Genomic DNA, 12,226 nt, shown 5'->3' on the forward strand with positions numbered 1-12,226 from the left:
GATCACATCACCTGCAGTGATTGTCGCTGGCAGGCACAATCAATCTGAAAACTGCTTTATACAGGCACATCAATCGGAATCGTTGATGACCAGTTCCAGCGCGGCCACCACCGTGGCGATGGTTTTTTCGCCGAGCAGCTCGTCAACTTTCACATGAGTCTGGTTCATGATCGATGCCGCACGATCAACCGCCTCCGCACCGGTGCCGGTCAGTTCAAGCAACCATGCCCGGCCATCGCTGTCATCTCGCGTCCGCTGAACCATCTTTTGGTCAATCAGTCGGCGCACCATTGCGGTGATTGCCGAATCATTCAGGCCGAGCTCTTTGGCCAGCACGGTCTGCGTCACCGCCTTTTCGGATGCGATAATCGCCAGCGCGGATATTTGTGCGGTCGTCACTCCCGCCACTTCCAGCAATTGGCGATCTGAGTCCTTTTTGAGCTTATGCGCGGCAATTTGCAGCCGGGAATAGAATCTGAGTTTTTTTGCGGTCATGTCGGCACAATAGCAAATCCACCCGTGATTGTGAATGAAAACTAGTGCGTATTTGAGGTATATTTCGTTTAAAGGACAGAATCAGAAGCCTGCATGAAGCGCCTAACGGGCCAGATTATTCGATATTGTCATTCTCTTCCGATATGATATATTTCACATCTGAAACAATTATCGACTCGTACTTTGTCGAGAGAATATGGCTGAATAACGAAAAAGAGGAATTACACATGATGCATGATCCAAATGATTCTGAAATGAATGACTTACGCATGTCGGACGAAGGCCGGGTCTTGTATGATCAGGTCAAACGCTTTGTCACCGAAGAAGTTGATCCGATAACCGAGCAGTTTTTCTCCATGGGAGAAGGCCGCGAAGACCGCTGGAGCTATGTTCCGGGACAGCTGGAATTGCTTGAAGGCGTAAAGGACAAGGCCAGAGAACAGGGTTTGTGGAATTTCTTCCTGCCGGACGCAGAATCTGGAGAAGGATTGAAAAACCTGGACTATGCGTTCATCGCCAGTGTCCTGGGACACAACCCTCTGGCGTCCGAATGCATGAACTGCAGCGCACCCGACACCGGTAACATGGAAGTGCTGGAACGGGTTGGAACACCTGCGCAAAAACAGGAATGGCTTGTACCATTGCTCGAAGGCAAGATCCGCTCTGCCTTTGCCATGACAGAACCCGGCCACCCATCCTCGGATGCGCGCAATGTCCGGACCGAGGCCGTTCTCGAAAAGGGCGAATGGGTCATCAACGGCGAAAAATTCTATATTTCCGGTGCCGGCGACCCACGTTGCAAAATCATGATCACCATGGTTCGCACCAATCCTGATGGTCCGTCCCACTCCCAGCAATCCCAGATCCTCGTCCCTATCGACACGCCAGGCGTCGAGATTGTCGGACCGATGCATGTGTTCGGAGAGGACGACGCCCCGCATGGTCACATGCATATCAAATTCAACAATGTCCGTGTCCCTGAAGAAAATATCCTGCTCGGCGAAGGTCGCGGCTTTGAGATATCACAGCTTCGGCTTGGGCCTGGCCGTATCCACCACTGCATGCGCTCGATCGGGGTTGCCGAGAAAGCCCTGGAGCTCATGGTTCATCGCGGCGGGAGCCGGGAAGCATTTGGTCAGCCTCTGGCCTTGCTGGGCAAAAATCTCGAAGTGATTTCCCGTGCGCGGATCGATATCGAAGCGATGCGCCTGATGGTGCTCAAAGCCGCGAAGGCGATGGACGTGATGGGCAACAAGCAGGCTCGCGTCTGGGTGTCCATGGCCAAGGCTTACGTCCCGGAAATCGTCTGCCGGATCGTTGACGAGGCCATCCAGATCCACGGCGCAGCCGGGGTTTCCCAATGGACACCGCTCGCCGGCATGTACACCGGTCAAAGAACACTTCGCCTCGCCGACGGGCCGGATGAAGTGCACCATATGGTCGTGGGCCGCAACGAAATGGGCAACGCGGGTTACAAGCCGCAGCGCTAGGCACGAAATCGGAAAAATGTGAATAAGGGCCGGATGTGATGTCCGGCCTTTTTTCTGGCCTGCTGGTCCGCCTGAAAAAAGCTAGCCCGGTTTCCGGACCACCCCATGCCACAAATGACAGTAGCCATTCGGGGGCCCCTGCTATTCTATGGTGCTTGATCCCGCGCAGTCTGGCCCGGTTTTCTGAATCGGGAACAGACAGCTCAACCGTCCACGCTGAAGCTCAGGCCGGGATTTGATTCCGGCCATTGCTCCGGGCAATTTCGCCGGTGACAGGAGGGGAAGATGCCGTGCCGAGCGAAATGGTAATGATCGACGACTTGTGCAGTGAAACGGATCTGCCCGCATTGCTTGAAAAAGTATCGATAGCTTCCGCATCTGAAATTCGGACCGCCGCCATTAATCTTAGTCATATCGCCGAAGAACGTGGCATGCGGGTCGCCCTCTGCTCCGACATTGCCTCGGGAAAGCCAATGATGGATGCCGAAGGAAACTCGCTGAACGCGGATATTTTCGGCTGGGTGAAAGATCGCGAAAGATGGTGGGAAGACGCGCGATACGCACTCCATTCGCCCATTCCCCGCGCCTGTCGCTATGAAAGCGAACCATTTTGGTGCGACAAGGATGGATTTCACGGTTTTTCTTCAAACATGTTTCTCGAAGATATCGATCTGACAGCCTATTTTGCGCGGGTGGCAAAATCCTATCGCGCATTGCTGATCGTACCTGTCCACCTGCCATTCGGACAGATTTCGGCCAATAGCTTTCCGGTTATTGACCCCGATCAGACCGATTTGAGTGCGTATTTTGCAACCCATGCTTCGGTGATCAGCGCGCTCACCCGGCGGTTAATTTCCAGCTATGTATCGGTGATGACCCGTTCGAAGATCATTCCGATTGATTGCGGACTGTCCAAGCGGGAAGTCGAGTGCATCAGATGGGCATCGATCGGCAAGACCGATCAGGAAATCGGGGCCATCATGTCAGTCTGTCGTTCAACCGTGCGCTATCATGTCAGCCGCGCGAGCGAGAAACTGGGTGCTGTCAATCGCACCCAGACTGTGTTCAAGGCTGCACAGCTTGGATATCTCGGCGCCAGTCGCTGGTAATCTGGCGTCCAACGGACAGGCGCAGCTTTCGTTTAATTTTCTACATAGATATCGACAGGCACGCTCAAGTCCGCAAACACCCGGCCGATCGGTGCCATGCTGGTGGCACCTTGCTCAATCTCTGCCTCAAGAGCCGCCTGCGAAGCCGCACCCTGCAACAGGACCAACACCGTTCGCGCTTCACAAATCGCAGCCTTGGTGATCGTGACCAGCGGCGTATCACCCTCATCCGGCATGATACCCACAGCGCGTTTCTCCGCAGAGCCATCCAGCGCTTCTTCCATATCAGCGCTTTCCATGATGCCGGCAGTGCTGCCATCCGCACCCATGCCCAACCAGACCAGGTCAGGTGGCCATTTCGTGTCTTGCAAGCGGGCATCTGCAGCCGAACCGGCCATGTGATAGTCGTCATTCTCGGTCGCGATCGGAAGCACCCGGGCACCGCGAGTCAGAAACATCTGTGCCAGCGTTTTGACATGGCTGCGCGGATCGTCGACCGAAACCAGGTAATCGTGAGTCGGGATGATCGTCACATATTTCCATTTGATCTGTTTTTCAGCCAGGGCTTCCAGCACCGGCATCGCTTCGTCGCTCACGGGCAGCGCAAGCAAAGCTTCGCCCCGGGCATCAAGCGCGCTTTCGATAATGAACTGGATATCACCCGCGACGGCTTCCACCATTTCTGCGGAATCTTCAAAATCCCACCATTCCAGTTGGGAATCTTCGCCTTCGGGTAAATCGTCCGTATCCCAATCGTCCAGTTCGCTCATAATATCTTCCGTTTCCGTTCTCCCCGGCTTCTAATCGCTGCAAAATTCAGCACAAGGGTAAATCCTGCTTTTCAAACCGGATAGTTTGCGTCAATTGGAGTGCGACAAGGTGATGAACGCAATGACACAAAACTATATTCTGACACTTACAGCCGAAGACCGCACCGGTCTGGTCGCTGCGGTCACGGGGTTTCTCGCAGAACATGACGGGTTCATTCTCGACAGCCAGCAATATGCGGATCTCGACCAGAACCGCTTCTTCATGCGAGTCGAATTCAAAGGCGCAGGCGACCGGTTTCCGGTTTCGCTGTCCGAACTGACGGCCAAATTCAAAACCGTTGGTACACAATATGCACTGGACTGGGAACTGGTCAGCGGTGCCGAAAAACCGAATATCATTGTCGCCGTCTCCAAGGGCAGCCACTGCCTCAATGATCTGCTGCATCGCTGGAAAACGGGAGGCCTGCCGGTCAATATCGCCGGCGTTATCGGCAATCATGACAATCTGCGCGATCTCGCCGAATGGCATGGCGTACCCTTTCACCATCTGCCGGTCACCGCCGACAACCGCGTCGAACAGGAACGGGCAATCCTGGATATCATGGAACAGCAACAGGCAAGCTACCTCGTTCTGGCCCGCTACATGCAAATATTGTCAGATGATCTCAGCACCAGGCTGGCCGGGCGGTGTATCAATATCCATCATAGCTTCTTGCCGGGATTCAAGGGCGCAAGACCCTATCATCGGGCCCATGAACGCGGTGTCAAGCTGATCGGAGCCACTGCGCATTTTGTCAGCGCTGACCTCGATGAAGGACCGATTATCGAGCAGGCCGTCGAGCGTGTCGATCACCGTGCCAGTGTCGAAGAGATGATCCGTTCCGGTCGGGATATCGAGGCTCAGGTGCTGGCCAAAGCCGTCAAGTGGGCGGGTGAACACCGGATTTTGCTCAATGGAAATCGTACGGTCGTTTTCCGCTAAACGATGTGGCCGGAACCGGATATCGTCACGGGTCCCGGGTCGGAGGTGGCGGCGGGACGTCCAGAACCAGACCGGCCGGACGCAGGATTGTCAGGGCCGCTGGAGCACCGGTCCGCGGCTCCAGCGCCGTGATATCAACCTGAATGAAACGTCCGTCTTCGGTCAGTTTCGCGCTTTGTGTCCATTGCCACGTCAGGCCGCCATTTTGCTTTTCACCGCTGGTTTCGCCGAGCGCGGGCGGGCGCGGATCGGTAAATATCTCCACCGCCCGATTGCGAACCACCGATTGTGCAATTACCCGCAATTCCAATTCGGCGGTGTTGCGGGTGGTAAACGCCTGCAGCCGGATCAATGCCAGCGCGGCGAGGCTGAATACGGACAGCGCCACAAGCATCTCGATCAGCGTAAAACCGCGCTCGGCGGATGCAGCTTTCATGTATTTTCGTAGCCACCTCATGGCGTGCCGCCCTGCGAATCACTGGTCTGCAATTCGCGGCTTTTCAAATTATCACCCAGCCGGACGTCGCCCATCGGTGCAATGATGATGCTCCGTTGCTGATCATTGCGGCGCAACAGAATTTCGCTCTGGTCACTGGGCAAGCCGGTCGATTCAAAGCTAATCAGCATGGAACCGCGATTTTCCAGAGATGGGGCGACCCCGGTCGACCAGTTGGTTGAAACAAACGGTTTGTCTTCCAGCACCGACCACGATCCTTTGCGGCGTTCGAGAAAACTGTACCCCGAAGAGGTGACCTGCACAGCCATTGGGCGGGATTGCAATATCGCATTGTCGCGCAAGGCAGCAGTGCGCGCCGCAAAACGCTGCGCATCCTGCTCCAGATCGCCGCCGCCATCTGACATGGTGAGAACCACCAGCGATGCGGTCAGTCCCAAAATGACCAGCACGATCATCAGTTCCACCAGCGTGAAGCCGACTTCTCTGCCCTTGCAGCCATGTTGTCGGGATCGGGAAATCATGTCATCAAAATCCTGTCATCCTGATCCCTCTCTTGCAGAACAGCGGCGGGCCTGCAATGACACTTTTCAGGAGTCCCGGGGACCCGCAATGCCGTGGAGAAAACAAGATGAGTGAAGTCGTACTGTACGACAAGAAAGACCGGATCGTCACGATCACCCTCAACAAGCCGGAGACACGCAATGCGTTGTCGAAGGATCTGTGCGAGGCGCTGGTCAATGCGATGATCAAGGCGGATGAGGATGCAAGCGTGAGCTGCGTTGTTCTGAACGCCAATGGCAAAAGCTTTTCTTCCGGCGGGAACCTGCATGAAATCAAGGCGATGACCGCCGAACAGAACATGACGCCGCTGCAAATCGAACAATGGTACAAGACCGGTATCCAGCGAATTCCGCTGACGATGGCGCAGCTTTCCGTCCCGGTTATCGCAGCGGTCAACGGCCATGCCATTGGTGCGGGTAATGACCTGACAACGATGTGCGACATCCGTATTGCCGGGGAAGATGCGATTTTTGCCGAAAGCTTTTTGCGCGTGGGTATCATTCCGGGCGATGGCGGCGCATGGTTGCTGCCGCGTATTATCGGTCAGGCGCGCGCCAACCAGATGCTGTTCACGGGCGAGTTTATCGATGCCGCCAAGGCGCTCGATTATGGTCTGGTCTCTGAAGTAGTGGCCAATGACACGCTGCTCGCCCGCGCCTATGAGCTGGCCGAGATGGTAGTCGGACTGCCGCCACTCGCCATACGCAAGACCAAGGAACTGGTGCGGACGGCACAAAGCGTGACGCTGAAGGAAAATCTCGACCAGGCCGCCCTGTTTCAGGGTGTGTTGCAGCAGCTCGATGATCATCAGGAAGCCATTGATGCAATCCTGGAAAAACGAAAACCAGTGTTCAAGGGGAAATGAACATGTCCAAGAGACTTAGCACCACCGGTGCATTGACTGCGGTGGTGCCGTTGCTGGTCGCAGCCAGCCAGCAAGCCGCCGACCAGCCGTCTGCGATAGAAACAACTCCGATCGCGGCGTCTGATGTCACGCAGGCTCCGGCACAATCCCCGTCACAATCCCCGTCACAATCCCCGGCACAATCCATTGCCGCTCAGCCCGCTGCGGTGCAATCGGCCAATACGCAATCGCCCGGCAATCCGGCGGACGCCACGCAAACGGCGGCGCCGCAGTCCGCAGCGACCCCGCAACCGGCAACAGCCGCACCGGTTGCCCGGCCTTCCCCAGCCACCCCATCCCCGGCCTATCTGCCCCCGGAAGGCGTCGCGACCAATGCCACACGCGCTGCCAATGCGGCCGTCGCTTCCCGCCTGCCACTCGAAAACCAGCTGGACTTCAGCAATGCCAATCGCGGATTTCTCGCGAAGATTGAAGATGCGCAAATTCTCAATGAAGACGGAAGCGTTGCTTGGGAAGTTGGTCAGTTTGATTTTGTAAAGGATGCGGCGCCTGACACGGTCAATCCATCGCTCTGGCGGCAGAGCAAACTCAACAGCATTCACGGCCTGTTCGAAGTCACCAGGGGCGTGTACCAGATTCGCGGTTATGATCTGGCCCAGATGACCCTGATCCAGGGCACGACCGGCTGGATTGTCGTTGATCCTCTGACGACGCCCGCCCCGGCCAGAGCGGGCCTTGCCCTTGCCAATGCCACATTGGGTGAACGCCCGGTGCAAGCCGTCATTTTCACCCATAGTCATGGCGATCATTTTGGCGGAGTCAGCGGGGTATTGACCCCCGCCGATCAGCGCTTGCGGCAGGTTCCTATTATCGCACCACATGGTTTTTTGCGTGAGTCCATTGGCGAAAATGTGCTGGCCGGCACCGCAATGAACAGGCGGGTGCAGTTTCAATTCGGCACCAATCTGCCGGCCAGTGCGACCGGCCATGTCGGGACCGGTCTGGGACAGGTTATCTCGAGAGGTGGCCTGTCGTTGATGCCGCCGACCAGGACCATTGGCAAAGAAGGTGAAACAATTGAGCTGGACGGCATCCGGTTCGAATTCATGGACGCCAGTGAAACCGAAGCGCCAGCCGAACTGGTTTTCTATATGCCGGCGTTCAAAGCGCTGCACGGGGCGGAGGTCGTGACACGAAATTTCCACAATGTCCTGACACCGCGGGGTGCGCTGGTCCGTGATACGCTGAAATGGAGCAAGATTATTGACGATATGCTCGCCCGATATGGCGACAAGTCGGAAGTCCTGCTGGCATCACATCACTGGCCAACCTGGGGTGCGGAAAATGTTGAGATTGCGCTCAAAAACCAGCGCGGACTCTATCGCTATGTTCATGACCAGACCTTGCGGCAGGCCAATCAGGGGGCGACAATGCACGAAATTGCCGAGAATATCGGCGAGCCTGATTTTGCCCTGACCGATTTTGGCGTGCGCGGCTATTACGGCACGTTTAATCACAACAGCAAGGCGGTCTATCAGCGCTATTTTGGCTGGTGGGATGGTATTCCCGCCCATTATCACAGCCTGCCACCTGCTGAGGAATCGCAGAAATATGTCGCGGCCATGGGCGGCGCATTCAAGGCACTGGCAGTGGGGCGCGCTGCCTTTAACAGCGGCGATTTTCGCTGGGCCGCAACTGTGTTCAATCATATGGTCTTCGCCAATCCAGCCGATGAGCTAGCCAAAAAATGGCTGGCGTCCAGCTATGAACAATTGGGTTTTCAGGCCGAAGCGGGCACGTGGCGGAACATCTACCTGAGCGGTGCAAAAGAATTGCGCGAAGGCAATGAACGCGGTGACGTGGTGGCCACATCCAACGAACGTGTACTCAACAGCATTCCGGCTATCGACCTGTTCGATGCCATGGCCGCACGTTTCAATCCGGCACGGATGAGCGGTGCTGGCGGCGTTATCCAGTTCAGCTTTCCTGACCGTGGTGAAAGCGTCAGTGTCGATCTGGGCAGCAGCGTCATGTTTCCCAGAGCAGGCACACGCGAGCTGTCATCCACCCAGGTCACCATCAGCCGTACCAATTTCACACGCATCCTGATGCGTCAGGTCCAGCCCCAGGATTTGATCATCTCCGGCGAAATGCGCGTGCTCGGCAATGTCGTTTTGATGGCTCGGATGTTCGGCGCACTGGATCCCGTTGACCCGCAGTTTAATATTGTCACTCCCTGAACAGGCTTATTTCCGATGCAACGCTTTAACTTTCCTGTCGTCCAGCCCGATCCCGCGCTTGAGGAATTGCGCGCGGAGTTGCAGGCGTTTCTGAAACAGGAACGCGATGCCGGAAATTTCCGTCCCGAACCGGAATGCTGGATGGCATCAGCAGATCCGGAATTCTCGAAAAAAATGGGTCAGCGCGGCTGGATTGGCCTGACCTGGTCTAGCCAATATGGCGGCCACGACAAAAGCGCACTGGAGCGCTATATCGTAACCGAAGAAATGCTCCGAGCCGGTGCTCCCGTAGGCGCGCACTGGATTGCCGATCGCCAGCACGCACCGATGTTGCTCGAACATGGCACCGAAGAGCAGAAGCTGGATATCCTGCCGCGCATTGCGGAAGGTGACTGTTATTTCGCGATCGGCCTGAGCGAACCGGGCGCAGGATCCGATCTTGCAAACGTCAAGACCAAAGCCGAAAAGGTCGATGCCGGCTGGAAAATCAACGGCCAGAAAATCTGGTCGTCCGGCGCGCATATCTGCCACTATATGGTAGCTTTGTTGCGGACGTCACCAGCGGATGGCCGCAATCGTCATGTCGGCCTGTCCCAGATCATGATCGACCTGACGCTACCTGGCGTCACCATCAAACCGATTACCGACCTGTCCGGCGACGCGCATTTCAACGAAGTCTATTTCGAGGACGTGATCGTCCCGGATGATTGCCTGCTCGGCGAAGAAGGTGGCGGCTGGAAACAGGTAACCGGCGAACTGGCCATGGAACGTTCCGGCCCGGAGCGGTTTCTGTCGAGCTACATCACGCTGGAAACGGCGCTCTATCAACTGGCCGGCAAACTCGGTTCGGATTCACAGGCTCGGCTCGGCAAGCTGGTTGCCAATCTGCGGACTTTGCGCGGCATGTCCTGGGGCATTGCCAATCTGCTTGATCAGGGCGTGTCTCCGGAAACCGAAGCGGCGCTGGTCAAGGATCTGGGCAATCGGCTGGAAAATGATCTGACCCAGCAAGTGCGCGCCATGCTCAGCGAATTGCCGGATGAAGAGCTGTCCAACGAGATGCGCAGGATCGTCAATATCGGCGTGCTGCGTTCGCCGCCCAACACGTTGCGCGGCGGCACAACCGAAGTCATGCGCGGGATTACCGCCCGGCAACTGGGCCTGAGATAGGAGGCGATCATGATCAATACCGAAGGCATGATTGCCGAAACCGCAGCGAAAATATTCACCGATCTATGTGGCCGGGAAGTGCCGCATGAAGCCGAAGCCGGGCATTATCCGCAAGCTCTCTGGGATGCGTTGCAGGAAAACGGCTTGCCGCTTGCCTGGGTCAGTGAAGAAAATGGCGGATTTGATGTCAGCCCGGACGAAGTCTTCGGCGCGATCTGGGTATCGGCTCAGGCCGCATCACCTGTTCCCTTTGCCGAAACGCTGATCGCCAACTGGCTGCTGGACCATGCAGGAATTGCTATTCCCGACGGACCATCCAGCTTTGCTCTCGCGGATGGAGACAAGGTGATCGTTCCCTTTGCCGGGGTCGCGGAACATGTCGTCATTTATGACGCGAAGCAGAATGTCATTGCCTTGTACAAGCGCAGCGATGCGGCGACCGATGAAGCTTATCCCCTGTCACCTGATGCAGATGGCAAGCTGGATTTCTCGAACGCCGCACCAATTGCCAAGTCATCGACCAATCTTTCTCGCCGGGCCGTTGAAGCGCTGGTCCTGACGGTTCGTGCCGTGCAAATGGCGGCGTCGATGGAAGCCGCGTTGAACCTGTCTATCGACTATGTTTCCGATCGCGAACAATTTGGCCGGCCGCTTTCGAAGTTTCAGGCCATCCAGCATCAGCTTGCCGTCGCGGCGTCCGAAAGTGCTGCCGCGACCATGGCCGCCACCCAGGCTGCCAGCGCCATGGCGCGTCATGCCAATGACCCCGAGCAGGCCTGGCACGAAGCCGCGATCGCCAAAGTCCAGATTGGTCATAGTGTGGAAGCCGTGACCGTGCCCTTTCATCAGGTTCACGGCGCCATGGGCTATACGATGGAATATGATCTGCACCACTATACCCGGCGGCTCTGGGCGTGGCGCGATGCGCTGGGCAATGAGCATCACTGGTCCCGGCGGCTCGGTGCCGAGCTTGCCGTAGCGTCTCCCGATCAAATCTGGAAAGGCGTGACAACCGGCGCGTGGCAGGCTATTTAACTGGCCGATTAAATCGATTCTCGACTGGGCAAACCACTGTCCGGTCATCCCATAAAGCGAGGAGCAAATCCCATGAAGACACGTATCACCGAAATGTTTGGTATCCAGCATCCGATCATTCAGGGCGGCATGCATTATGTCGGATTTGCCGAACTCGCCGCCGCGGTTTCCAACGCTGGTGGCCTCGGCATCATCACCGCGCTGACCCAGCCCTCTGCCGAAGCGCTGGCCAATGAAATTGCCAAGTGCAACGACATGACCGACAAGCCGTTTGGGGTGAACCTGACTTTCCTGCCGGTCGTCAATGCGCCGGATTACGAAGGCATGGTCAAGGCGATTATCGATGGCGGCGTGAAAGTCGTCGAGACCGCCGGGAACAATCCCCAGCAAGTCCTGCCCGCCCTGCAAGGTGCCGGCATCAAGGTGATCCACAAATGCACCGCCGTTCGCCATGCCCTGAAAGCACAGAATATCGGGTGTGACGCGGTCTCCGTCGATGGCTTCGAATGCGGCGGCCATCCCGGCGAAGACGATATTCCGAACATGATCCTGCTGCCCCGCGCTGCTGATGAACTGGAAATTCCGTTTGTTTCTTCCGGTGGCCAGGCCGATGCGCGGTCGCTGGTTGCCTCACTCGCGATGGGCGCAGAAGGCATGAATATGGGCACACGCTTTATCGCGACAAAAGAAGCTCCGGTGCACCAGAATGTCAAGGATGCCATCGTTGCCGCCAGCGAACGTGACACTCGCCTGGTCATGCGCCCGCTGCGCAATACCGAGCGTGTCCTGAACAATCCGGCGGTGGAGCGTTTGCTCGAAATCGAAAAGGAAAAGGGCGCTGACCTGCAGTTTACCGATGTCATCGAGCAGGTTGCCGGTGTCTATCCAAAAATCATGCTGGAAGGCGACATGGACATTGGCGCGTGGAGCTGCGGCATGGTCGCGGGTCTGATCAACGATATCCCGACCTGTGATGAATTGATCAGCGGCATCATGAAAGACGCTGAAGAGATTATTCGTGGCCGTCTCGAAGGCTTCCTGGCTGCCTGATC

12 protein-coding genes are annotated in these 12,226 nt (G+C 56.7%); 8 read left to right on the forward strand and 4 right to left on the reverse strand.

Going from position 1 to position 12,226, the window contains the following annotated elements:
• Positions 1-69 precede the first annotated feature (69 nt).
• The gene (locus tag ABJI30_RS04200) at positions 70-495 is read right to left on the reverse strand and encodes a MarR family winged helix-turn-helix transcriptional regulator (RefSeq protein ID WP_348015934.1); all 426 of its coding nucleotides are present in this window, start codon (positions 493-495) and stop codon (positions 70-72) included.
• Between the two features lie 227 nt (positions 496-722).
• Here ABJI30_RS04200 and ABJI30_RS04205 point away from each other — a divergent pair, with 227 nt between their 5' ends.
• Positions 723-1,985, forward strand: a complete 1,263-nt coding sequence (locus ABJI30_RS04205; RefSeq protein ID WP_348015935.1) for an acyl-CoA dehydrogenase family protein — start codon at positions 723-725, stop codon at positions 1,983-1,985.
• A 290-nt stretch (positions 1,986-2,275) separates the two neighbouring features.
• Positions 2,276-3,094 carry a LuxR C-terminal-related transcriptional regulator gene (locus ABJI30_RS04210; protein ID WP_348015936.1) on the forward strand — a complete coding sequence of 273 codons (819 nt, stop codon included), beginning with the start codon at positions 2,276-2,278 and terminating at the stop codon, positions 3,092-3,094.
• 32 nt (positions 3,095-3,126) lie between these two features.
• Here the strand turns inward: ABJI30_RS04210 and ABJI30_RS04215 are convergent, their stop codons facing one another.
• On the reverse strand, positions 3,127-3,864 hold the full coding sequence (locus tag ABJI30_RS04215) for a 6-phosphogluconolactonase (RefSeq protein WP_348015937.1): 738 nt from the start codon (positions 3,862-3,864) through the stop codon (positions 3,127-3,129).
• 112 nt (positions 3,865-3,976) lie between these two features.
• Between ABJI30_RS04215 and purU the strand changes: the two genes are divergently transcribed.
• On the forward strand, positions 3,977-4,846 hold the full coding sequence (gene purU / locus ABJI30_RS04220; RefSeq protein WP_348015938.1) for a formyltetrahydrofolate deformylase: 870 nt from the start codon (positions 3,977-3,979) through the stop codon (positions 4,844-4,846).
• Between the two features lie 25 nt (positions 4,847-4,871).
• Here purU and gspI read toward each other — a convergent pair whose 3' ends face one another.
• Positions 4,872-5,282 (reverse strand): type II secretion system minor pseudopilin GspI, encoded by a 411-nt coding sequence (gene gspI / locus ABJI30_RS04225; RefSeq protein WP_348015939.1) that lies wholly within the window; start codon positions 5,280-5,282, stop codon positions 4,872-4,874.
• Between the two features lie 17 nt (positions 5,283-5,299).
• Positions 5,300-5,824 carry a type II secretion system minor pseudopilin GspH gene (gene gspH / locus ABJI30_RS04230; protein WP_348015940.1) on the reverse strand — a complete coding sequence of 175 codons (525 nt, stop codon included), beginning with the start codon at positions 5,822-5,824 and terminating at the stop codon, positions 5,300-5,302.
• Positions 5,825-5,931: 107 nt separating this feature from the next.
• Between gspH and ABJI30_RS04235 the strand changes: the two genes are divergently transcribed.
• The 5 genes from ABJI30_RS04235 (at position 5,932) to ABJI30_RS04255 (ending at position 12,224) form a co-directional block, all read left to right on the forward strand.
• Positions 5,932-6,729, forward strand: coding sequence for an enoyl-CoA hydratase-related protein (locus tag ABJI30_RS04235; protein WP_348015941.1), 798 nt, complete (start codon positions 5,932-5,934; stop codon positions 6,727-6,729).
• Positions 6,730-6,731: 2 nt separating this feature from the next.
• Positions 6,732-8,969, forward strand: coding sequence for an alkyl sulfatase dimerization domain-containing protein (locus tag ABJI30_RS04240; protein ID WP_348015942.1), 2,238 nt, complete (start codon positions 6,732-6,734; stop codon positions 8,967-8,969).
• 15 nt (positions 8,970-8,984) lie between these two features.
• Positions 8,985-10,139 (forward strand): acyl-CoA dehydrogenase family protein, encoded by a 1,155-nt coding sequence (locus ABJI30_RS04245; RefSeq protein ID WP_348015943.1) that lies wholly within the window; start codon positions 8,985-8,987, stop codon positions 10,137-10,139.
• 9 nt (positions 10,140-10,148) lie between these two features.
• Positions 10,149-11,174, forward strand: a complete 1,026-nt coding sequence (locus tag ABJI30_RS04250; protein ID WP_348015944.1) for an acyl-CoA dehydrogenase — start codon at positions 10,149-10,151, stop codon at positions 11,172-11,174.
• A 72-nt stretch (positions 11,175-11,246) separates the two neighbouring features.
• Positions 11,247-12,224, forward strand: coding sequence for a nitronate monooxygenase family protein (locus ABJI30_RS04255; RefSeq protein ID WP_348015945.1), 978 nt, complete (start codon positions 11,247-11,249; stop codon positions 12,222-12,224).
• Positions 12,225-12,226 lie beyond the last annotated feature (2 nt).

The sequence above is a fragment of the Parasphingorhabdus sp. genome (assembly GCF_039968395.1).
Lineage (GTDB): Bacteria > Pseudomonadota > Alphaproteobacteria > Sphingomonadales > Sphingomonadaceae > Parasphingorhabdus.